23 protein-coding genes, 1 tRNA gene, 1 other RNA gene and 2 pseudogenes are annotated in these 21,834 nt (G+C 65.5%); 12 read left to right on the top strand and 15 right to left on the bottom strand.

The window, feature by feature from the left end:
* Positions 1-20: 20 nt before the first annotated feature.
* The 4 genes from GGR73_RS17205 to GGR73_RS17190 form a co-directional block, all read right to left on the bottom strand.
* Positions 21-97, bottom strand: a non-coding RNA gene (locus GGR73_RS17205) — sX9 sRNA.
* Positions 98-254: 157 nt separating this feature from the next.
* On the bottom strand, positions 255-599 hold the full coding sequence (locus GGR73_RS17200; RefSeq protein WP_184458082.1) for a hypothetical protein: 345 nt from the start codon (positions 597-599) through the stop codon (positions 255-257).
* Positions 600-650: 51 nt separating this feature from the next.
* Complete coding sequence (locus GGR73_RS17195; RefSeq protein WP_047129433.1) at positions 651-884, bottom strand: DUF1653 domain-containing protein; 234 nt, start codon at positions 882-884, stop codon at positions 651-653.
* 126 nt (positions 885-1,010) lie between these two features.
* Entirely contained in the window at positions 1,011-1,217 is a 207-nt protein-coding gene (locus GGR73_RS17190; RefSeq protein WP_024938500.1) for a hypothetical protein, read from the bottom strand.
* Positions 1,218-1,393: 176 nt separating this feature from the next.
* On the opposite strand from GGR73_RS17190, the gene GGR73_RS17185 reads away from it, so the two are divergent.
* Positions 1,394-1,639: a hypothetical protein gene (locus tag GGR73_RS17185; protein WP_102251170.1), complete on the top strand. Its 246-nt coding sequence runs from the start codon at positions 1,394-1,396 to the stop codon at positions 1,637-1,639.
* On the opposite strand, the gene GGR73_RS17180 is transcribed toward GGR73_RS17185, so the two are convergent.
* The 5 genes from GGR73_RS17180 to GGR73_RS17160 all read right to left on the bottom strand — a co-directional run bounded on the left by GGR73_RS17180 (position 1,592) and on the right by GGR73_RS17160 (position 7,699).
* Positions 1,592-3,070 carry a SulP family inorganic anion transporter gene (locus tag GGR73_RS17180; RefSeq protein ID WP_221234238.1) on the bottom strand — a complete coding sequence of 493 codons (1,479 nt, stop codon included), beginning with the start codon at positions 3,068-3,070 and terminating at the stop codon, positions 1,592-1,594. The two genes, GGR73_RS17185 and GGR73_RS17180, sit on opposite strands and share 48 nt — an antisense overlap.
* Positions 3,071-3,477: 407 nt before the next feature.
* Positions 3,478-5,277, bottom strand: a complete 1,800-nt coding sequence (locus GGR73_RS17175; protein ID WP_054592654.1) for a chloride channel protein — start codon at positions 5,275-5,277, stop codon at positions 3,478-3,480.
* A gap of 167 nt (positions 5,278-5,444) precedes the next feature.
* Positions 5,445-6,221, bottom strand: coding sequence for a type I methionyl aminopeptidase (gene map, locus GGR73_RS17170; protein WP_046344586.1), 777 nt, complete (start codon positions 6,219-6,221; stop codon positions 5,445-5,447).
* The gene (locus GGR73_RS17165) at positions 6,218-6,430 is read right to left on the bottom strand and encodes a ParD-like family protein (protein ID WP_024938505.1); all 213 of its coding nucleotides are present in this window, start codon (positions 6,428-6,430) and stop codon (positions 6,218-6,220) included. Before GGR73_RS17165 ends, map begins: the two co-directional genes overlap by 4 nt.
* A gap of 132 nt (positions 6,431-6,562) precedes the next feature.
* Positions 6,563-7,699, bottom strand: coding sequence for an MFS transporter (locus tag GGR73_RS17160; protein ID WP_221234250.1), 1,137 nt, complete (start codon positions 7,697-7,699; stop codon positions 6,563-6,565).
* Between the two features lie 293 nt (positions 7,700-7,992).
* Between GGR73_RS17160 and GGR73_RS17155 the strand changes: the two genes are divergently transcribed.
* From GGR73_RS17155 to GGR73_RS17135, 5 genes are all read left to right on the top strand, one after another.
* Positions 7,993-8,604: a TetR/AcrR family transcriptional regulator gene (locus GGR73_RS17155; protein ID WP_184458078.1), complete on the top strand. Its 612-nt coding sequence runs from the start codon at positions 7,993-7,995 to the stop codon at positions 8,602-8,604.
* A gap of 227 nt (positions 8,605-8,831) precedes the next feature.
* Positions 8,832-9,170, top strand: a complete 339-nt coding sequence (locus tag GGR73_RS17150) for an ArsR/SmtB family transcription factor (protein WP_102580468.1) — start codon at positions 8,832-8,834, stop codon at positions 9,168-9,170.
* Between the two features lie 59 nt (positions 9,171-9,229).
* Complete coding sequence (arsC, locus tag GGR73_RS17145; RefSeq protein ID WP_184458076.1) at positions 9,230-9,640, top strand: arsenate reductase (glutaredoxin); 411 nt, start codon at positions 9,230-9,232, stop codon at positions 9,638-9,640.
* 14 nt (positions 9,641-9,654) lie between these two features.
* The gene (arsH, locus tag GGR73_RS17140) at positions 9,655-10,362 is read left to right on the top strand and encodes an arsenical resistance protein ArsH (RefSeq protein WP_184458074.1); all 708 of its coding nucleotides are present in this window, start codon (positions 9,655-9,657) and stop codon (positions 10,360-10,362) included.
* A gap of 17 nt (positions 10,363-10,379) precedes the next feature.
* Complete coding sequence (locus GGR73_RS17135) at positions 10,380-11,684, top strand: arsenic transporter (RefSeq protein WP_184458072.1); 1,305 nt, start codon at positions 10,380-10,382, stop codon at positions 11,682-11,684.
* A gap of 88 nt (positions 11,685-11,772) precedes the next feature.
* On the opposite strand, the pseudogene GGR73_RS17130 reads toward GGR73_RS17135, so the two are convergent.
* Positions 11,773-12,237 (bottom strand): annotated as a pseudogene (locus GGR73_RS17130) (DNA methyltransferase); the annotation flags it as partial.
* A 573-nt stretch (positions 12,238-12,810) separates the two neighbouring features.
* Between GGR73_RS17130 and GGR73_RS17120 the strand changes: the two are divergent.
* Together GGR73_RS17120 and GGR73_RS17115 are read left to right on the top strand one after the other, a co-directional pair.
* Positions 12,811-13,029, top strand: coding sequence for a hypothetical protein (locus GGR73_RS17120; RefSeq protein WP_184458070.1), 219 nt, complete (start codon positions 12,811-12,813; stop codon positions 13,027-13,029).
* Complete coding sequence (locus tag GGR73_RS17115) at positions 13,026-13,304, top strand: hypothetical protein (RefSeq protein ID WP_161961094.1); 279 nt, start codon at positions 13,026-13,028, stop codon at positions 13,302-13,304. Before GGR73_RS17120 ends, GGR73_RS17115 begins: the two co-directional genes overlap by 4 nt.
* A gap of 131 nt (positions 13,305-13,435) precedes the next feature.
* Here GGR73_RS17115 and GGR73_RS17110 read toward each other — a convergent pair.
* The 4 genes and pseudogenes from GGR73_RS17110 to dtd all read right to left on the bottom strand — a co-directional run bounded on the left by GGR73_RS17110 (position 13,436) and on the right by dtd (position 16,725).
* Positions 13,436-13,511, bottom strand: a tRNA-Ile gene (locus GGR73_RS17110).
* 290 nt (positions 13,512-13,801) lie between these two features.
* Positions 13,802-14,115, bottom strand: a pseudogene (locus GGR73_RS17105) (hypothetical protein).
* A 188-nt stretch (positions 14,116-14,303) separates the two neighbouring features.
* Positions 14,304-16,178, bottom strand: coding sequence for an RNA polymerase sigma factor RpoD (rpoD, locus tag GGR73_RS17100; RefSeq protein ID WP_016902493.1), 1,875 nt, complete (start codon positions 16,176-16,178; stop codon positions 14,304-14,306).
* Between the two features lie 106 nt (positions 16,179-16,284).
* Positions 16,285-16,725, bottom strand: a complete 441-nt coding sequence (gene dtd, locus GGR73_RS17095) for a D-aminoacyl-tRNA deacylase (protein ID WP_184458068.1) — start codon at positions 16,723-16,725, stop codon at positions 16,285-16,287.
* Here dtd and GGR73_RS17090 point away from each other — a divergent pair.
* Positions 16,724-17,740: a lauroyl acyltransferase gene (locus GGR73_RS17090; protein ID WP_024938516.1), complete on the top strand. Its 1,017-nt coding sequence runs from the start codon at positions 16,724-16,726 to the stop codon at positions 17,738-17,740. The two genes, dtd and GGR73_RS17090, sit on opposite strands and share 2 nt — an antisense overlap.
* 54 nt (positions 17,741-17,794) lie before the next feature.
* Here the strand turns inward: GGR73_RS17090 and GGR73_RS17085 are convergent, their stop codons facing one another.
* Entirely contained in the window at positions 17,795-18,316 is a 522-nt protein-coding gene (locus tag GGR73_RS17085; protein WP_016902496.1) for a GNAT family N-acetyltransferase, read from the bottom strand.
* Between the two features lie 244 nt (positions 18,317-18,560).
* Between GGR73_RS17085 and ribA the strand changes: the two genes are divergently transcribed.
* From ribA to GGR73_RS17070, 3 genes are all read left to right on the top strand, one after another.
* Complete coding sequence (gene ribA / locus GGR73_RS17080) at positions 18,561-19,694, top strand: GTP cyclohydrolase II RibA (RefSeq protein ID WP_016902497.1); 1,134 nt, start codon at positions 18,561-18,563, stop codon at positions 19,692-19,694.
* Positions 19,695-19,832: 138 nt separating this feature from the next.
* Complete coding sequence (locus GGR73_RS17075) at positions 19,833-20,309, top strand: PH domain-containing protein (protein WP_024938517.1); 477 nt, start codon at positions 19,833-19,835, stop codon at positions 20,307-20,309.
* On the top strand, positions 20,306-21,811 hold the full coding sequence (locus tag GGR73_RS17070; RefSeq protein ID WP_054591097.1) for a PH domain-containing protein: 1,506 nt from the start codon (positions 20,306-20,308) through the stop codon (positions 21,809-21,811). Before GGR73_RS17075 ends, GGR73_RS17070 begins: the two co-directional genes overlap by 4 nt.
* Positions 21,812-21,834: the final 23 nt, after the last annotated feature.

The following is a 21,834-nucleotide window of genomic DNA, read 5'->3' as shown; positions in this document are numbered from 1 at the left end:
CAGCCACATCGATCAAGAGCGGCTGACACCATGTTGCGAGCAGTCGTCAGGTGGGTACGAACGGCGCGTCCGGCACCGGAGTGTCCGAATGGCCCTTGCCGATGTCGGGCACCGGCCGTGCCCACCTGGCGCTGAGCGCAGCAGCCTGCTCAGCCGCTCTACACCGCTGGGCGGTTGATCCAGCAGACAAGGCCCGGGATTCCCGGGCCTTTTGGTTGCAGGCAGCACCACGCCTGGCCCGCCGCAACGCGCACTCAGGCCTCGGGCGCGGCAAGCGCCGCAAACCAGTCCGCGTATGGCGTGTTCTTGACCAGATGCCGATTGAAGTCTTTGGCACCATCGCTCCACCACACCGGGCCGCGCTCTCCCAGCGCCGTCTTGGCACGGTCGACCACCGCACGCGCTGCAGCCAGCCGCCCGGCATCCTCGTCGCGCTTGGCCGCCTTGACCGCGCGTCGCGCGTCCATCAAAGCGGCGACCAGCCCGGCACGCACGTCTTCGCGCAGATGCGGGTTGGCGGTACGCCAGAGCCGGCCACGCACGATCAGATACCGGCCATCGGGCGTGGTGACAGGCGCAGCATCGGCGGCGGCGGTCATTGCCAACGTACTCGCCAACAACCAAGTAACGTCGGGCAGACCAAGCCGTGCCTACTCGACCCGCGCAAAGCGCGGACGCGCAACGCCGTCCACCTCGACCTGCTCGATGAACATTGCATACGGCCGCACCCACAGACCGACGTCGCTGTCCAACGGGCGATAGAGCACCAGCGGGGCCAGCGTTTCGCTGCAGCGCACGACGCCGAGCACTTCATAACGGCCGCCCTTGAAGTGGCGGTACTGGCCCAGCGCGATGCTGGGCAATGGCGACAGGGAGGTGTCCATGGATGTCACAGGATGGGCAATCCGCAAGTCTAGGCAGCATGGCCGGCCACAGCCAGCACATGCCGCGCAACCGGTGCCCTCTGCCGGGTTCAGCGTTGCACGGCCGCGTGCAACGCTGCCACGCGCTTACTGGTCGTCGTCTTCGTCTTCGTCGTCTTCCGCGCCCAGGTCGTCATCGTCCTCGACCGGGTCTTCGATGCCATCGTCGTCATCGATCTCGCTGTCCTGTGCAGGCCCTTCCTGGATCGGTGTGTTGTCGCTGCCCGGTGCCTTGATGCCATTGGGCGGGGTCGGATCGTCTACGCCGCGGTTGCCGTTTTCGTCGTTGCTCATGGTCTGCTCCAGCGGTAAAAGACCGCACGGCCACCCTCCTCCCGCCGATGTGACGCGCACGTGTGTCCTGCACGATGGCAGCGCGCCCGTGCGGCCACGCGTGAGGCGAACGAGCGCGACTGCATCCGGCCGGCGCCTGTGGCCGTAGTGATGAGAACGCCCACGGAGTCGCCCGCATGCCGAGCCTGATCAGCGACCTGAAAGACCTGCTCGCCGCCTGGAAGGCCGAAGCCGGAACCTTCGATGCCTGCGACATGCCCGCCTCCGCGCTGGCCTTCCGCGACTGCCATCGTCGCCTGTCCGCGTTGCTGGACGAGCATGCACGCCACGCGGCGGCGCCGACGGCCGCGCTGGCTGCGCACGAGCAGCCGGGCTCAGTGCCCCAGCTGCAGGCGCGCGCCATCGCGTCGATGGGTTCCTAAGGTTTCGATCAGCGTATCGCTGGCCTGATTCACGCCGATCACCTCGACCTCGGCGCCGTGCGCGCGCAGCTTGAGCACCACCCGATCCAGCGCCGCCACCGCGCTGATGTCCCAGAAGTGCGCGTGGCTCAGATCGATCAGCACCTTCGGCGGCGTGCCCGGGAAATCGAAGCTGGCCACGAACTGCCCGGCCGATGCAAAGAACACCTGGCCGCGCACCGCATACACGCGCACTCCGTCGTCACGCTCGCTGGCCTGCACCTGCAACATGCGCCCGACCTTGCGCGCAAAGAACAGCGCCGACAGCAGCACCCCGGCCAGCACGCCGCGGGCCAGATCGTGCGTCCATACCGTGACCACGACGGTGCCCAGCATCACCACCGACGAACTCCCCGGGTGCGTGCGTAGATCACGTAGCGAGCTCCAGCTGAAGGTGCCGATGCTGACCATGATCATCACCGCCACCAACGCCGCCATCGGGATCTGGCGCACCCAGGGCGCGCCATACACCACCATCAGCAGCAGGACGACACCGGCCACCAGGCACGACAAACGCCCGCGCCCGCCCGAGCGCACATTGATCACCGATTGCCCGATCATCGCGCAGCCGGCCATGCCACCGAAGCACCCGGCCAGCAGGTTCGCCAGCCCCTGCCCTGCGCATTCGCGGTTGCGCTGCGACGGGGTATCGGTGAGGTCTTCAACAATCTGCGCGGTCATCAACGACTCCAGCAGGCCCACCACGGCCAGCGTCGTCGACACCGGCAGCAGGATGCGCACGCTGTCCCACGTCAGCGGTACGTCCGGCAGCAGGAACACCGGCAGGCTGTCGGGCAGACGGCCCATGTCGCCCACGCTGCGGATGTCGATGTGCCAGTACGCGCACACCGCCGTCAGCACCACGATGGCGACCAGCGGCGAGGGAATCGCCGTGGTGAAGCGCGGCAGCAGATAGATGATGGCCAGGCCCGCTGCACACACCGCATACACCGGCCATGGCATGCCGACCAGCTCCGGCAACTGCGCCAGGAAGATCAGGATCGCCAACGCATTGACGAAACCGGTGATCACCGAGCGCGAGACAAAGCGCATCAATGCGCCCAGGCGCAATGCCGCGGCGATCAGCTGCAGCACGCCGGCCAGCACGGTGGCCGCCAGCAGGTACTGCAGGCCGTGGTCCTTGACCAGGTCCACCATCAACAACGCCATTGCGCCGGTGGCGGCCGAAATCATGCCGGGCCGGCCACCGGCGATCGAGGTCACCACCGCAATGCAGAACGCCGCGTACAGCCCGACCTTGGGGTCGACGCCGGCAATGATCGAAAAGGCAATGGCTTCGGGAATCAGCGCAAGCGCGACCACGATGCCGGCGAGCACATCGCCACGCACGTTGCCGAGCCATTGCTGGCGCAACGAGAAAACTCTGGACATTGAAACGACTCCGCGCACCGGCAAACACACGGCGCGAATACATGAACGTCAAACACCTGGACCTTCGCAGCAACTGCGAGCGCGTGATGCCTTAGGTCAGGGTGGTGTCATGTGTCGGAGGAAATCGCTCTGGACGAGGCTGCATGCTAACGCGCTGAGGTCGGTCTGCACAACCCGATGGCGCGCTGCTGCGCACGCGCGTCGAGCCGAGCAACGCTGCCAATGCATGAGCAACATCAACGCACAGGCCGCTGGAAGCTGCGTGCTGGCATCGCATGCTGCCGCTGGCGATGGCAAGCTGCATGCGTCGCGGGCGCAGGGCGTTGCGTAAGACACCGTCTGCACGCGGTAGATCTACCGGGCCAGCATGCGCCCCGTCGCTTCAGCCGCTGCCGGCAGCGCGTGGCTCAGTCGTCGCCGAGCACACGCTCGCCCATCAGTTCGCGTTCGCGCTTTTCCAGTTCTTCGGCATAGCGCTTGCGCACGAAGCCTTCCGACAACACGCCCAGCACCTTGCGTTGTGCATCGATCACCGCCAGCTCGTCGGCCTGCGTAGCGTCGAAGACCTTCATGACCGCCACGATGTCGGTGTCTGCCAGCAATGCCGCATCGCGGTGCTTGGCGTAGTCGCTCACCGGCGCATCGGCCTGCACGTTGTCCGCATACAGCACTGCCAGCGGCACCACACCGGCGTAATGGCCGGCGGCGTCTTCCAGCACCACGCGCTGCGTGGACCCCAATGGAAACCGCCGGCGAAACTCGCTCACCGTGGTGTCGTGCGCAGTGTGGTTGGCGTCCTTGCGCATCATCTTGCCGGCCGACAGATTGCGCACCCACCCCACGTCGCGTGCGCTGCGGATGTTCTCGCCACGCAGATGCAGGCGCCAGGTGGAGAACGAATAGCCAAACACCTGGCGCACCACGGTATTGGCCACCAGCACCGCCACCATCACCGCGCTCGCCAGTACAAAGTCGTGCGTGCCTTCCAGGATCAGCATGGCCATCGTCATCGGCGCGCCGACAATGGCTGCCGCCAACGCGGCCATGCCCACCAACGAAGCGCTGGTGATGTCCACCGCCGCGGCACCGACCAGCAGGTTCAGGAACACCGCAAACAGGCTGCCCACCAGCGAGCCCATGAACAGCGAAGCGAAGAACAGGCCGCCACGGAAGCCGAAACCCAGCGAGATGCCCGACGCGATGCATTTGAGCACCAGCAAACCGGCCAATACCTGCAGCGTGCTGCTGCTGGTCAGGTCCAGATGCAGGGCGCCATGTCCCGACGACAGCACTTGCGGCGAATACATCGCCAACGGAATCAGCAGCAACCCGCCCACCACCGGGCGTCCCCAGATCGGCAGCTCGATCCGCCCCACGGCGCGTTCGATACCGGCCACCAGCCGCATCACCGCGATGCCGATCAACGCGCAGGTCAGCCCCAGCGCGATGTAGATCGCATAGTCACGCGGCTGCAATTGATAGGCGACCGCCGCCGGCAACGAATACGGCGCGGCACCGAGCGCGTTGGCCATGAACGCGCCGGCCAGCGCCGCCGCAGCTACCGGCGCAAGCGCCGACGGCGTATAGGCGCCGATCACGATCTCGAACGCGTAGAACGCACCGGCCAGCGGCGCCCCGAACGCACCGGCGATCGCGCCTGCCGCGCCGGCACCGACCAGCGTGCGCATGTCGGCCCGGCGTACCCGCAGGACACGGCCCAGCTGCGAACCGGCGCCTGCGCCCATCTGCGTGTAGGTCGCCTCCAGCCCCACCGATGCGCCAAAGCCGTTGGACAGCAGCGTCTGCACCGCAACGATCAGGTTGTCGCGCATCGACATGCGCCCGCCGTGCAGGGCGTTGGCTTCCACCGCATCCACCAGCGGCCGCTTGCGCCGCCGCGCCAGCAAGGCCACCAGGCCCACCAGCAGGCCGCCCAACGGCAACACCAGCAACTGGGTGGCGGTGATCGATTCGGCGGTACTGAGCCGCTCGCCCGGTGCAAGCGCGTACAGCCAGGCCTGCAGCGCATGCGCCATGCCGGCCTGCACCACCATCAGTGCCGCCGCAATCAGCCCCACCACGGCTGCCAGCCCGATGAACCACAGATCGTTGGCGCGCAACTGCCGGCGCAACCACTCCAGCGGCCGTCGCCAGGATGCTGCCGCCGGGTGCACGGCGTGCGTGGGGTTGTGAGGAAGTGGCTGCATGGAAGACCAGCGCTCCGCCGGATCAGGGTGCCGGCGCACGGGAGACGTCAGCGATGCGGCCTAGTGTGCAGCAAACTGGCTGACCTGCCGCAGTCTGGCCGCGGCAGTGCACGCAACGAACACAGCGGCGGCAGCGGGCGCAGGCCACGCGCCGGGGGACGGCGCGCTCACCCCAGTGCACACAGCGGCGTTTCCCCGGGGCGCAAGGTCAGCACACGCACACCGGTACGCGTGACCGCCACGGTGTGCTCGAACTGCGCCGACAACTTGCCGTCGCGCGTATGCACCGGCCATTGATCCGGCTCGGCGCGGATCGCCGCCCTGCCCTGATTGATCATCGGCTCGATGGTGAACACCATGCCTTCCTGCAGCTGCATCCCGGTGCCGGCATGCCCGTAGTGCAGGATCTGCGGCTCTTCATGCATCTGCCGGCCGATGCCATGCCCGCAATATTCCTTCACCACGCTATAGCCCTGCTCGCGCGCATGCCGCGCAATCGCATGACCGATGTCGCCCAGCCGCGCGCCCGGACGCACCGCGGCAATCCCCTTCCACATCGCCTGATAGGTGGCCTGCACCAGCCGCCGCGCCGGATACGCCACCTCGCCCACCAGATACGTCGTGCTGGAGTCGGCGATATAGCCGTCCTTTTCCAGCGTGATATCCAGATTGACGATCTGCCCGTTGCGCAGCACGTCCGCGGCCGCGGGCACGCCATGGCACACCACATCATCGATGGAGGCGTTGAGCACGAAGGGGAAGTCGTACTGGCCCTTGCTGGCCGGCCGCGCGCCCAGTTCGTCGACAATCATCCGCTCGACGAAGTCGTTGAGTTCCAGCGTGCTGCGGCCTGCCAGCGGCAGCTGATCCAGCGCATGGAACACCTGCGCCAGCAGCGCACCGGCGTTGGCCATCAACGCAATCTCCGCCGGCTGCTTGATCATGTCCGCGCCGGTTTCAGGGATTGCGGCCGCACGCCTGCCGCGCGCAGTTCCTGCGCCACGATGTCCTGGAACGAGGATTCCGGATGCATCTCGCACAGCATGCCGACCTTGATCCAGAAAGTGGCCTGCGCGTTGATCGACCGGCTGGTCACCGTGCACGCGCGGCGCAGTTGATCGTGCAGTTCGTCATCGATATTGACGATGCCCATGCAAGCTCCAATGTCGTGAATATACGAATCGTATATGAAACGTATAAACACCTGCAATGCCGGCAGCTGCCTGCGGCTGCGCTCGCTGGGTACCAGGCGAACGCAGCCGGGAAGACATCAGGCAGGGCAGCGCTAGTGACCGGCAACCGGCGAGCGCGCGCCCGCCGCAAAGCCGTGCTGTCGGGCACGCCATGCAATCAGCAGCCCGATTGCCAGCAGCAAGGCCATGGCAACCGGAAAGGTCTGCGCGCCCCATTGGTCCAGCAGTACGCCGCCCACCACGCCACCGCCAGCGATGACGCTGTTCCAGGCAACCACGTTGAGCGACAGCGCAACATCGGCGCCTTCGCCTGCGCTGTCGGCAAGCGCGGTCTGCAGCAGGGTCGCCGCGCCGCCAAAGGTCAGGCCCCACACCGCCACACAGACGTAGACCACAGGCTGCACGTCTTGCAGCAATGCCAGCACCACAGAGATCGCAAGGAACGTCGCCAACGACATCAACACCGTGCCACGCAGGTGCTGCTCCACCAACTTTGCCGCCACGCCGATGCCGACCAGTGCCGCAACGCCGAAGATCAACAGCAACACGTCCACGCGATGTGCCAGCCCCGCGTGTGCGGCGAACGGCGCCACATAGGTGTACAGGATGTTGTGGGCCAGCATCCACGCCATCACGGTGGCGAGCACCGGGCGCACGCCGGGCGTGCCGAGCACCTTGCGCAGCGGCACCCGCTGCGCTGCGGACTGGCCGGGGTAGTCGGGCACCTTCAGCAGCACCCACACGATCAGAATGAGCGTCAGTCCGGACATCGCGGCGAACGCGCTGCGCCAGCCCAGTATGCCGCCCATCCAGGTGCCCAGCGGCACGCCGAGGGAAAGCGCAACCGGCGTGCCCACCATCGCAATCGCCATGGCCCTGCCCTGCTGGTCCGGCTGCACCATGCGCCGCGCGTAACCGGCAAGCAGGCTCCACGCCAGGCCTGCCGCTGCGCCGGCAAACAAGCGCGCCACCAGGGTCAGCGCGTAACTGGTCGACAGTGCGGTGACCGAGTTGAACAGCAGGAAGCCGACGATGGTGAGCAACAGGACGTTACGCCGCCTCCACTGCTGGGTCGCAATGGTCAGCGGAATTGCGGCAATCACCGACCCAAGCGCGTAGGCGGTCACCGTCTGCCCGGCCAGTGCCGGGCTGATACCGAGGCCTGCGGACATCTGCGGCAGCAGTCCTGCCGGAAGGGTTTCGGTCACGATGCAGATGAAACCGGTCATGGCCAGCGCCAACAGCGCGGCGACGGGCAATGGCGGCGGGATCGCGCTGGCAGTGGATGCAGTTGGAGAGGTCACACGCTGTCCTTCGTTGGGGAGGGGAATGCCGGCCAGGCTTCTACATATATATCGATCGATACACATAAAGACCAAAAAAACAGGTCTTCGTCCTGAGACCTGCCGGCGGCACCACTGAGTGCCTACATATGTATCGCTCGATATATATATCTACAGGTTGGCTGCGTTGTCAACGACATCTGTATCGATTAGTCTTGATGTAGAGATCGGAGGGCGCCATGGCGCAAATGGGACGGCCACGCAGCTTCGACCGTGACGCCGCGGTGGAAGAAGCGCTTCACCTGTTCTGGGAACAGGGCTACGAATCCACCTCGTTGAGCCAGCTCAAGGCCGCGATTGGTGGCGGCATCACCGCGCCCAGCTTCTATGCCGCCTTCGGCTCGAAGGAAGCGCTCTTCAAGGAGTGCATGGACCGCTACCTGGCGACCTACGCCAAGGTGACCCACTGCTTGTGGGACGCCGCGCTCGGTCCCAGGCAGGCGGTGGAGCTTGCGCTGCGCCGCTCCGCCAAGATGCAGTGCGAGCGCGGCCACCCGAAAGGCTGCATGGTCACGCTGGGAGTGATGAGCGCGCCGTCGCCGGAGCTCTCGGCACTATGCACACCGCTGACGCACTCGCGCGCACGCACGCGCGCCGGCATCCGCGCCTGCGTGGACCGCGCCATCGCCGGCGGCGAACTCGGGCCCGCCGTGGACGCCGCCTCACTGACCTGCGTGTTCGACAGTTTCCTGCTCGGGCTATCCACGCTGGCCCGGGATGGCATGAGCTTCAAGGCGATGGATGCCGCGATCACGCAGCTCATGGGGTTGTGGGACGCCCAGGCGCGCTAGGTAGGCAGCGCTTCAACCTTGCCGCCCAGCAAGGCTGGAAGTCGATGCGCATGTGCTCAAGCGTATCCGCAAGTGCTGTGGCTGAAGCCCCTGCCACAGCCGGTGGCCCCCGGCCAATCCCTGATGCACTGGTCCTACGGCGGTTGGTGCGCGGCACCGGCCTCCGCCGTGCAGGCGCAAACTGAGCCAACTATTGCACTTTGCAACTATATTTGTAGAGTAGCGCAATGAAAGACGATTCCGCTGTTGCAGCCCTCTCTGCTCTCGCACACACCGATCGACTGGCCGCATTCCGAATGCTTGTTCGCGCAGGCCCAGACGGCATGCCGTCAGGGGAGATTGCCGAGCGGCTTACGATCCCCCCAACACGAATGAGCTTTCACCTCGCAACGCTGGAGCGTGCTCGCCTGCTGCGCTCCTGGCGCGATGGGCGACGTGTCCTTTATGCGGCGAGCTACGAGGACATGCGCCAGCTGCTCTCGTTTCTCACCGAGGACTGCTGCTCGGGCAACCCAGAGATCTGTGGTGTGGCCCTGACTCGTTGCGCATCGGAAACCTGCGTTTGAGCCTTCCTCAGCATTATGCCCGTCGGCCTGACACGGCCCAGCTCAAGGAGATCATTGCGATGCTGACGATCTATCACAACCCCGCCTGCGGCACGTCCCGGAACGTCTTGGAGATGATGCGCCAGTCTGGCGAGGACCCTGAGATCATCGAATATCTGCACACCCCGCCGACGCGCGAGAAGCTGGTCGAGCTAATTGCCGCCATGGGCATCGCGCCGCACGATCTTTTACGCCAGAAGGGAACCCCGTACGCGGAGTTGGGCTTGGACAATCCTGCCCTCACTGACGAACAGCTGGTGGACGCGATGATCGCGCACCCAATCCTTATCAATCGTCCCATCGTCGTTTCCGATCGGGGCGTGGCGCTCTGCCGGCCATCCGAGAAAGTGCTCACGTTGCTGGCCCACCCGGTCGCGTCCTTTACGAAAGGAGACGGCGAAGCGGTGACAACAGGCGGAGCGTCGAAGTGATGTGTGGCGTTGCCATGGATCTACCCGGCATCGATCCGACACACCTCACCCCAATCGACGTCAACGCACTGGCCACGCCCGGCGACCCCAGACATCCGCCCCGCATCCTCATCCTGTACGGTTCGTTGCGCGAGCGCTCCTATTCGCGGCTGCTGGCAGAGGAAACTGGCCGCTTGTTGCGCTGGTACGGCTGCGACGTACGCATCTTCGATCCGCACGACCTGCCGCTGCCCGACGGGGCGGCTCCAGACCACCCGAAGGTGAGTGAATTACGCGAGCTCGCCTACTGGTCGGAGGGTATGGTTTGGGTCAGTCCGGAGCGCCATGGCGCGATGACAGGGATCATGAAAGCGCAGATCGACTGGATTCCTCTCACCGAGGGCGCCAAGCGCCCGACGCAGGGCAAGACGCTGGCCGTCATGCAGGTTTGCGGCGGTTCGCAAAGCTTCAACGCTGTGAACCAGCTGCGCGTGCTCGGCCGGTGGATGCGCATGCTCACGATCCCGAACCAGTCATCCGTTGCCAAGGCGTTTCAGGAGTTCGATGAGTCCGGGCGGATGAAGCCGTCTGCCTACTATCAACGCGTCGTCGACGTTTGCGAGGAACTGGTCAAATTCACCTGGCTTGTGCGTGGCCGCTCGGCGTATCTGACCGATCGCTATTCTGAGCGAATTGAAAACGCTGAAGAATTGTCCAAGCGCGTAAATCAGCGCTCCATCTGACCACTGCGGAGCGCTGCATGCTTTCCCTCGCGATTTTCATCGTCACCCTTGTTTTCGTCATCTGGCAACCGCGCGGGATTGGCATAGGCTGGTCGGCCCTCGCCGGTGCCGCAGTCGCTTTGGCTACCGGCGTCGTCGGGTGGAACGACGTCGGCACCGTGTGGGGGATCGTCTGGGATGCGACCTTTACCTTCGTCGCCCTCATCATCATCTCGCTCATCTTGGACGCGGCCGGCTTCTTTGCCTGGGCAGCACTGCACGTGGCTCGATGGGGCGGCGGCAATGGTCGGAAACTGTTTCCACTGATCGTTCTGCTAGGCGCCACGATCGCTACGGTTTTCGCTAACGATGGCGCGGCACTTTTGCTGACGCCCATTGTTCTCGCCATTTTGCTGCGCCTGAATTTCCCACCTGCCGGCGCGCTCGCGTTCACGGTGGCATGTGGTTTCATCGCTGACACGGCAAGCCTTCCGCTCGTTGTCTCGAATCTGGTCAACATTGTCACGGCGAACTTCTTTGACGTGTCATTCGGACGCTATGCAATGGTCATGGTGCCGGTAAATCTAGTGTCGGTCGTAGCGACACTGATCGTGCTGTGGCTCTGGTTCCGGCGCGACATTCCTCGCACGTATCCGGTCAGCGATCTCGAAGCGCCGCGTGAGGCGATACGTGACACGGCGGTCTTCCGTGCTGCCTTGCCCCTTCTCGCGTTGCTACTTGTGGCGTATTTCGTGACCGGGCCGCTCGGTGTACCCATCGCTCTGGTGACGGGCGCGGCCGCGCTGATGCTGATGGCAATTGCTGGCCGCTGGGCGACGGGCGGCAGAGGCGCCACGATGCAGCTGACGAAGATCCTGCGCGAAGCGCCCTGGCAGATCGTGCTGTTTTCGGTTGGCATGTATCTGGTGGTCTACGGACTCGGCAATGCTTGGCTAACTAAAGCGGCAAGTGCGGTCCTTGAGTGGCTGGCGGCGCAAGGAAGCTTTGTGGCCACGATCGGCACCGGCTTCGCAGTGGCGGGACTCGCCTCGATCATGAACAACATGCCGGCAACGCTGGTGGGCGCGCTCGCCATCGATGGGGCCAACGTTCCCGATGCTACCCGCGAATTGATGATCTATGCCAACGTCGTGGGCAATGATTTGGGTCCTAAGCTCACCCCGATCGGCTCGCTCGCGACGCTTCTATGGCTGCATGTCCTAGCCGGAAAGGGCCAACGAATCACGTGGGGCCAATACATGAAGGTGGGACTGATACTGACGCCGCCCGTTCTATTGGTCACCCTCGTCGCGCTTTGGATCTGGCTGCCGCTATCGCAATGATGGTCTGGGCGGTTGCTTGGACTGATGCACAACAGGTTGATGATGGCGCAACGAAATCGGAGCCGAGAATTCTCAGCTCCAGTAAGTTTTACAGGTAGCCTAACCGCTCGGACGCATAGCCCACATAGTGGCTAGTCATCTCCACACCGGTCCAGCCGTATCCCTCAAGCTCGGCCGCTACCAGTGTCGTGCCGCTGCCGGCGAAGGAGTCTAGGATTCGTCCGCCTGTCTCGCAGATCTTGACCAGCTGCCGCTTCAAATCGGTGGGTTTGCCGGTCAGGTGATGCTTGTCAGCCTTGCGCACCGATTCACGGATGACCCCCGGCAGCACAGGCGCGCGGCGATCCAGTGGCATGTTGCCCTTGCTGCCCCACACGGTGTGTTCGGCTTGGTTCCAGCAGCGCCCCAACTGCGGCCGCACGCCTTCGGTCTTGTCCCACACAGTGATGTCGCGCCAGGCAACGCCGGCGATCTACAGCGCGTCGGTGACCAGCAGCACCGGCGCGCCTTCCTTGAGCACGCGCGCGCACTCGGACAGCCACAGGTGCATCCACGCCGGCCTTGCACAGCAGGCGGGCGCATTCGCCACAACGGAGGGTCTTGAGCATTGCGTGGTCTTGCGGTGGGACGAGATTACGCCGCTGCTCGTGGCGTAATTCGGTCAGGCTGGCACTGCTGGACTTGAGACATTGCTACACGGAACGACGGCGCAATTCGCGCCGGCATACGCTTATGTCGGCCAACACTGCCTTAAGGATCGCGGCACTCACCAATCGTTTCCGCACCGCCACCGCTATGAAGTGTGTTGCCTCAAGACTATTGCTATAGCGTTGCGGATTTTCCCGTTGACACGCTCCTAGCAGCGGAGCGAGTATTCCAACGTCGCCGCACATTCGGCGACCGGGATTGGCGTCCCGTAACCTGAGGCGCACCAGCGCCCATCGATCGATGCATGGCGCTTTTTTATCGCCCGCATCGTCGCGGGCGCATGCCGGCCAGCTTTATGGCGGGCGGTGCGCGGGGGCCGCAAGGCCCACCGGTCCTCAGGCCGGCACGCCAACCGCGTACCGTCCGCCACCCGGATTGGCGTCGGGGTGACGGATTTCCAAAACCTGAGGAGACCCGTATGTCCTACGACACCCAAGAAGCACCATTGTCGGCGGCGAGCCAGATTGCCCGCCAAGTCGACCTGATCATCAACGCTCTCGCTTGCAGCCATGCCACGTGGCTAAGCCTGATGGCACACCTCGCAAGTACACGCGAAGCCATCTACACCGTCACGTTTGCCGACGCTGCTGCAGCGATCACTACCGTCGATGCCTTAGATGCGCAGGTGCGGCGATGAGCACTAGCAAACAGTTCCGCGTCTGCACCGGCGTCACCCTCAGCTTCGAAATGATGCAGGGCTATGTGCTGGCCATGCTGCATTCCCACGCGCAGCCCGGTCTGCCGCCGATCCTGATCGCCTGCGAAGCCACCGGCTTCGATGACGTGTTGCCAGGCGGCGATGCGCAGAGCGTCGTACTGGGCCGACTGCATGTCTGTATGCATGAAGACCCGGCAGTTGACGTCCTTACTTGGCTGCGCAAGCAAGCGCACCGCAACGGAGCGACACGATGATTACCACACACGCAAACGCTTATCCAGAAGACGCCGACTACGCGATCAGCGAAGAAGAACACGGCGTTGCCCGATAGTTTCCGAGTCATAAAAAAGGCACTTGGGCGCGCGTCCAAGTGCCTGCTTTCTATTGGTGGGCCCACCAGGATTCGAACCTGGAACCAAAGGATTATGAGTCCTCTGCTCTAACCGTTGAGCTATAGGCCCGGCAGGGTGGGTGGCGAGATGCGGGGCATGTCGGACCGTCCAGCTGAGGCGAAAGTTTACCTGTCCGCGCGCGTCGCTGTCTGCTGACATCAGGCATCGATGAGGAGAAGCGCCCGCACCCACCCGTGCCCGTGCATGCCCACAAAAAAAGCCCGGCGCGAGCCGGGCTTCTAAATTTATATGCGATGACCGCGCCTTGCGCACCATTCGCGGTAGGTGATCCGGTGCTACAAGCACCTCAGCAATCAGCTCCTCAGCAATCCCGAATCCCCACTCCCCAATCCCGGCCTCTAAGCCACCTCAAGCTGCGCATCGACCAATTGCCGGCCTGCACGGAATCCCTGCGCGATGGCTTCCTGGTAGGTCTCCCATCCCTGTTCCCGGCCACCGATGCGTGGCTGGCGTTTGCCGCCCAGTGCATACACGTCGACCCACAACGTCCACCTGGCGCCCGGGGACGCCTGCTCGGTGCGTACGCGAATCTCGTGCTCGCGGTATGTGGTGGTTTCAAAGCGGCTTTGCCTGCTCATACGACGGCCTCGTTCCATTCGTCCATCAACTTAGAAGCCACGGCTAGAACGTCACGTGAGTCAGGCAGAAACATCGGCTTTATGTTGCGCCGCTGTCTGGCTTCGTCGCCGGGGCGTGAATGTCGCCTGCGCCATCCCCGGCGCGTCCGTGCTTCGGCGACGTCCACCCGGCCAAGCATAGCGCGCGACATGCCCCACAACGCAACAGCCCCGCATGTGCGGGGCTGTTGTGTGATCACTGCACCGATACGGCTACCGGGGATCAGTCGATGTCCAGGAACGAGCGCAGCTGTTCCGAACGGCTCGGGTGACGCAGTTTGCGCAACGCCTTGGCCTCTATCTGACGGATCCGCTCGCGGGTGACGTCGAACTGCTTGCCCACTTCTTCCAGCGTGTGATCGGTATTCATGTCGATACCGAAGCGCATCCGCAGCACCTTGGCCTCGCGCGGGGTCAGCCCTGCCAACACGTCCCGCACCGTCTCGGACAGATTGATGTTGGTGGTGTTGTCGATCGGGGACTCCACGTTGGTGTCTTCGATGAAGTCGCCCAGATGCGAATCCTCGTCGTCGCCGATCGGGGTTTCCATCGAGATCGGCTCCTTGGCGATCTTCATCACCTTGCGGATCTTGTCCTCGGGCATGTCCATTTCCTTGGCCAGCTCCTCCGGCGTGGCCTCGCGGCCGAACTGCTGGAGCATCTGGCGGGAAATGCGGTTCAACTTGTTGATCGTTTCGATCATGTGCACCGGAATACGGATGGTGCGCGCCTGATCGGCGATCGAACGGGTGATGGCCTGACGGATCCACCACGTCGCATACGTCGAGAACTTGTAACCGCGGCGGTATTCGAACTTGTCCACGGCCTTCATCAGGCCGATGTTGCCTTCCTGGATCAGGTCGAGGAACTGCAGGCCGCGGTTGGTGTACTTCTTGGCGATGGAGATGACCAGGCGCAGGTTGGCCTCGACCATTTCCTTCTTGGCCTTGCGTGCCTTGGCTTCGCCATAGGCCATCGCGCGGCTGATCTCCTTGATCTCGCCCAGGGTCAGGTAGTTGGCCTTCTCCATCTCGATCGAGCCCTGCTGCTCGGAGACGATCTGGTCCTTGACGTCGCGCAGCGCCGACGACCACTTCTGCTTGCGCTTGAGTGCGTCTTCCACCCATTCCAGGTTGGTCTGGTTGCCTTCCCAGGAGCGGATGAAATCCTTGCGCGGCATGCGTGCCACGGTGGTGGCCAGGTGCAGCACCTTGCGCTCGTGATCCTTGATGCCGTTGACCACGCCACGCAGCTGGGTGACCAGCGCATCGGTCAGCGGCAGCGGCAGCTTGAGCGTGGTGAAGATGGCGGCCATGTCCTCGCGCGCCTTGACCACCAGCTTGTGCTCGGCGCCGTTCTTGGCGTAGATCTTCTTGAACTTGGCGTATTCGTTGGCCAGGTTCTCCATGCGCGTGGCCACTTCCACTGGGTCCGGACCGGTCGGGCCGGCCTCTTCCTCGGCAGCGTCGTCATCGCCGTCTTCGTCGTCGTCTTCATCGACCGCGTCTTCGTCGACGGCGACCGGGCCGGCGGCGGCCAGCGCAGCAGCAGCGGCGTCGGCTTCTTCGATCAGGTCGTTGAAGCCGACCACGATCTCGGCCAGACGCTTCTTGCCTTCCTTGTGCGCTTCGTAATCGGCCAGCAGCATTTCGGTCGACAGCGGGAACACGCCCAGCGCTGCCTGGACCTGGCTCAGGCCTTCTTCAATACGTTTGGCGATGGCGATTTCGCCTTCGCGGGTCAGCAGCTCGACCGTACCCATTTCGCGCATATACATGCGCACCGGATCGGTGGTGCGGCCACCTTCGGTGTCGAGCGCGGTCAGCGCGGCGGCAGCTTCTTCGGCTGCGGTGTCGTCAACCTCGCGGTTGCCGGTGTTGCCATCGTTGAGCAACAGGGTTTCAGCATCGGGGGCAACTTCATGGACATCGATGCCCATGCCGTTGATCATGCTGATGATGTCTTCGATCTGCTCCGGGTCGACCAGGTCGTCGGGCAGGTGGTCATTGACTTCGGCGTAGGTCAGATAGCCCTGTTCCAGGCCCTTGCTGATCAGTAGCTTGATGTCGGATTGCTGGGCAGGACGTTCGTTGGCCATGAGTGCTCGCGCCACCGGCTTTGAGATTGGAAGAGAACCTAGCATTATACCAGCGTGAAGCCCGGTCTGCCGGATTCAAGACAGGACCGCTGGTGGACGTGGGTTTCTAGGGTCTGAGAAGGAAGGTCACCGGGCCATCGTTGACCAGGTCGACAACCATATGGGCACCAAAGCGCCCGGTTTCCACCCCGCCGCGATGTTTTTGCCGGCAGATCGCCACCAATTGATTGAACGCCCGTTCAGCCTCCAACGGCGGCGCCGCCGTGCTGAAGCCGGGGCGATTGCCGGAACTGGTGTCTGCGGCCAGGGTGAACTGGCTGACTAGCAGCAGGCCGCCGCCGGCGTCGGTGAGTGAGCGGTTCATCTTGCCGGCGTCGTCGGCGAACACGCGGTAGCCGAGCAGGCGCTCGGCCAGGCGCCGGATCTGCGCGTCGCTGTCGCCGGGTTCGACCCCGACCAGGGCCAGCAGCCCGGGACCGATCTGCCCGACGGTCTGCGCATCGACCGTGACGGCGGCGCGGGTGACACGTTGGATCAGCGCAAGCATGGGCACTCTCCGGCAGCAAACTGTGCCGCGCAGCATGCCCAGCACGGTTGGCACTGTCACGCGCGGGTCATCGCCGGCCGCGCTGTTTAGAATTGCGCGGATGAAACCCGATGTTCGCGCTCGCCTGCTCTACGCCACCGCCGCCACCGTGGGCCGCCTGCCGTGGCCGTTGCTCAAACGTGTGGCCGACGCGCTGGCCTGGAGCTGGCGCAAGCTCAATGCGCGCGAGGCGCGCGTGGCACGCCGCAACCTGGAACTGGCGTACCCGGAACTGGATGCCGGCCAGCGCGCGCAGCTGCATGCGCAGGTGCTGCGGTCGACCGCGCGGCAGACGCTGGAAGTGCTGCGCACCTGGACCCGCCCGCCGGCCGAGAACCTGGCGCGGCTGCAACGCAATGGCCAGGCGCTCTACGACGCCGCGCTGGCTTCCGGGCGTGGTGTCATCGTGGCCGCGCCGCACTTCGGCAACTGGGAGCTGCTCAACCAGTGGCTGTCCGAACGCGGGCCGATCGCCATCGTGTATCGCCCGCCGGAATCGGACGCGGTGGACGGTTTCCTGCAACTGGCACGCGGCGGCGACAACGTGCGCCAGGTGCGTGCCGAAGGCCCGGCGGTGCGGCAGTTGTTCAAGGTGCTCAAGGACGGTGGCGCGGTCGGCATCCTGCCCGACCAGCAGCCGAAAATGGGCGACGGCGTGTTTGCGCCGTTCTTCGGCATCCCCGCCCTGACCATGACCTTGGTCAACCGACTGGCCGAGCGCACCGGCGCGATCGTGCTGTATGGCTGGTGCGAACGGGCCGGCGGCGACCTGCAATTCGCGTTGCATGTGCAGCCGGCCGACCCGGCAGTGGCCGACGCCGACCCGGTGCGCGCGGCCAGCGCGCTCAACGCGGGCATCGAACAAATCGCCCGGCGCGACCCGGCGCAATACCAGTGGACCTACAAGCGCTACACGCTGCGCCCGCCGGGCAGCGGCGAGCCCAATCCGTATGCGACCGAGCGGCATCCGCACTGACGCCGGCTGGCTGAAGACGGAGCCGCTCGCACACAGCGCGGCGGCGGCAGCGGCTCAATCGTCGTGCGGATCGGCCGGCGTGGCGAGGATGCGCTGATAGAACGCCAGGTCCAGCCAACGGCCGAACTTGAAACCGGCCTCGCGCACGGTGCCGGCATGGGTGAAGCCGAACTGTTCGTGCAGGGCGATGCTGGCCTGATTGCTGGCATCGATGCCGCCGACCAGCACATGCACGCCGCGCTGTTCCGCCGCCGCGATCACGCCCTGCAGCAGCAGGCGTCCAAGCCCCTTGCCGCGATGGTCGCGGTGCACGTAGATCGAATGCTCCACGCTGTACTTGAACGCCGGCCAGGCGCGGAAGGTGCCGTAGCTGGCGAACCCCATCAGGCTGCCGTCGGCCGCTTCCACCCCGATCACCGGAAAGCCGCCCGCGCGCTTGGTCGCAAACCAGCCGACCATGCTCTCCGGTGGCCGCGGCTTGTAGTCGTACAACGCGGTCGAGTTGGCGATGGCGTCGTTGAAGATCTCCAGGATGGCGCTGGCGTGGCGGTCTTCGCTGCAATCGATGAGAGACATGGGGTCCGGTGCGGGCAGAGGGTCTTGGGATTAAAAGGCATTGCCGGGCGATGAACAACGCAGCCGGCACGCAACCAATCCACGCCTGCCGCGCAACTCAAACGGCGGGCGCTGGATGCAGCGTTCCACCCGGCCGTGGCGACTGGCGCTTGCGAACCACGCGACAATGGCCGCACGCGGCAGGCAACGGCCGCAGCGGCGTCCGCCTTGAAGCGGCCGTGGCAATCCCCATCTGGAGTCGTGCATGAGCAGCCCCGTCCCCTCCCCCAGCGCACAGGCCTTCGGTGATCCGGCGGCGATCCGTTGCGAGCGCGCCGCCTCCGAGCTGCGCGCCGGCCGCCCGGTGCTGCTGACGGCGGCCAACGGGCAGGCGCGCGCGGTGCTGGCGCTGGACAGCAGCACCGCGCAGTCGTACGCGGCCTTCGCGCGTGCGGCGCAGGGGCGGCACTATCTGTTCGTCACCCCGACCCGCGCCCAGGTGCTGGGCCTGAGCGCGCCGCAAGGCGCACGTGTGGCGCTGGTCGAACACGACTACGACCAGCTCGCTGCCCTGGCCTACCTGCGCGACACCCCGGTACCGACGCAATGGACCCCGGGCGATGCGCTGGATGCCGGCGCGGTGGAAATCGCGCGGCTGGGACTGCTGCTGCCGGCGATGCTGGCCGTGGAACTGCACGACGCGGATGACCACGCCGCCTTCGCCGGTTGCCAGTCGCTGGCACTGGACGATCTGGGCAGCGGCTGCGCCAAATCCGCCGCGGCCGGCTACGAGCTGGTCACCCGCACGCCGGTGCCGTTGCGCGGGCTGGGGATGAGCGAGTTCGTGGTGTTTCGTGGCGGAGTGGCGCAGCGCGACCAGGTGGCGATCGTGGTCGGCCAGCCCGACCTGTCGGCGGCAGTGCCGGTGCGCGTGCATTCCTCCTGCCTGACCGGCGATCTGTTCGGTTCGCTCAAATGCGATTGCGGCGACCAGCTGCGGCATGGCCTGGCCAAGCTGAAGGAACTCGGCGGCGGCGTGCTGCTGTATCTGGATCAGGAAGGCCGCGGCACCGGCATCGCCGCCAAGATGCGCGCGTACGGCTACCAGCATGCCGGCCTGGACACCATCGATGCCGACGCGCAACTGGGCTTCGGCCCGGACGAGCGCCGCTACGGCAGTGCGGTGGCGATGCTGCGCGGTCTGGGCATCGGCCGGATCCGGCTGCTGACCAACAATCCCGCCAAGGCCGAGCGCCTGCGTGCGGCCGGCATCGCGGTGGAAGACCGCATCCCGGTGACCGGCGACATCACTCCGGAGAACGAGCAGTACCTGCGCACCAAGGCCGCGCGTGCCGGGCATGCGCTGGATGTGGACGCGCTGATTCTGGCCGCGCAGTAAGCGCCGCTGCGCCGGATGCGCCCGTCCGCGGCGCCCGGCTATGCTTGCGCACCGCTCCTGCAGGCCAACCTTGTGCACGACGCTCCACCGCCGCACCCCGAGGTCATCGTCGCTGCCGCGCCGGCACAGGCTCCGGCGGTGGACCACACCCAGTGGCAACCGCTACCGCAACGCGGTGCGTATGTGGCCGGCGTCAACGGCGCGCTGGGCGGCGGATGTGCCGGGCTGATCGCCGCCGGCGCAACCGTCGCCGTGCTGCACGCCTGGCATGACTGGCCGGTGGTGCTGGGCGTGACCGTGGTTGCCGCGCTGCTGGGTGCGTGGTTCGCGGTCAAACGGCATCGGCTCACCCACTGGAAACTCGACCAGCACGGCCTGGCGCTGCAACGCGGCCATCTCTGGCAAAGCGACACGCGCATCCCGATTTCGCGCGTGCAACACGTGGACCTGCGCCGCGGCCCGATCGAACGCGCCACCCGGCTGACCACGCTGGTGGTGCATACCGCCGGCAGCCGGCTCAACGCGGTGGCCTTGTCCGGCCTGGATCAGGGCGATGCCGAACGCCTGCGCGACCGCCTCGCCCGCCAGCTCGATCACGACGACGACGCGCTGTGAGCGCCATCGAACACCCCGGCCAAGACGAGCAGCGCCTGCATCCGCTGTCGTGGGTGTTCGTGTTGTTGCAGCAGATCCGCCAGTTCCTGATTCCGCTGGCGGCCCTGGTGCTGTTCGGCAGCCGCGATGGCAGCCGCGACTCGGCCGACCACATCGCCACCGGCGTGGTGATGGCAGTGCTGGTGGCAATCTCGGTGCTGCGCTATTTCACCTATCGCTACCGCATCGGCACCGATGGCGTGGCGATCCGCAGCGGGCTGCTGGAACGCAGCCGGCGCGATATCCCGTTCGCGCGCATCCACAACGTGGTGGTGCATCAATCGCTGCTGCACCGGCTGGCCGGCGTGGCCGAGGTGCGCCTGGAATCGGCCGGCGGCCACAAGCCCGAAGCGGAAATGCGCGTGCTGCGGCTGGACCAAGCACTGGCGCTGGAAGACCTGATCCGTCGCCGCACGCATGACGCCGATGCCAGCACGCCGCAGATCGAGGCCGACAGCAACACGCTACTGCGCCTGCCGCTGGGCGAAGTGATCCGGCTGGGGCTGATCTCCAACCGCGGCATGGTGGTGGTGGCTGCCAGCTTCGGCGTGATCTACCAGATGATTCCGCGCCGCACCGTGTCCAACTTCGTCGAACACAACGGCGAGCTGGCCTACCGCTACGTCAGCCAGATCCATCCGGGGGCGGCAGTGACCGCCGCGTTGGTGGTGCTGGGCGCCCTGGCCGTATTGGTCGCGATGCGCGCGCTGTCGGTGGCGCTGGCGGTGGCGCAGTACCACGGCTTTCATCTCAGCCAATCCGAGCGCCGCCTCACCGTGGAGCGCGGCCTGCTGACGCGCATCCGCAGCAGCGTGGCGCTGCGGCGCATCCAGTCGTGGACACTGTACGAAAGCCGCCTGCATCGCCTGTTCGGCCGTCGCCAGTTGCGGGTGGAGACTGCAGTAGCCGGCAGCGCCGACCGCGAAGGCAGCGCATTGAAGGAGCTTGCGCCGATTGCCGACCCGCAGCGCTGCGATGCCTTGTTGCAACGCCTGCTGCCGGGGATCGCCTGGCCGCCGGCACAGTGGCAGGCGATCGCCACGCATTGCTGGTGGCGATTGAGTCTGCCCACGCTGCTGTTGCTGCTGCCGCTGGTGATCGGCCTGGCCTGGCAGTTCGGCAACCAGGCGGCGTGGTTGCTGCTGTGGTTGCCGTGGAGCGCATTCAAGGCGCATCGCCAGGTGCACCGCATGGGCTACGCGGTGGATGCACGGTTTGTCGCCGTGCGCGGCGGCTGGTGGAAACGCTGGTGGCGGCTGGCCGAGCTGGACAAGCTGCAGGCGCTGCAACTGCAACGCTCGCCGCTGGACCGTCTGTCCGGCACCGCAACGCTGTGGCTGGACACTGCCGGCGCCAGCGCGGCCGGCCCGGGGTTGCGGCTGCGCTTCGTGCCGTTGGCGCAGGCGCAGGCACTGCAGGCGCAGTTGGGTGCCGCGTTGGCGCGACGCAAGCTGCGTTGGTGATTGGGAATCGGGATTGGGGAGTC

This window comes from Xanthomonas sp. F14 (assembly GCF_014199865.1).
Note: the sequence above shows the minus strand (reverse complement) of the source record. Positions and strands in the feature narration are given on the sequence as shown.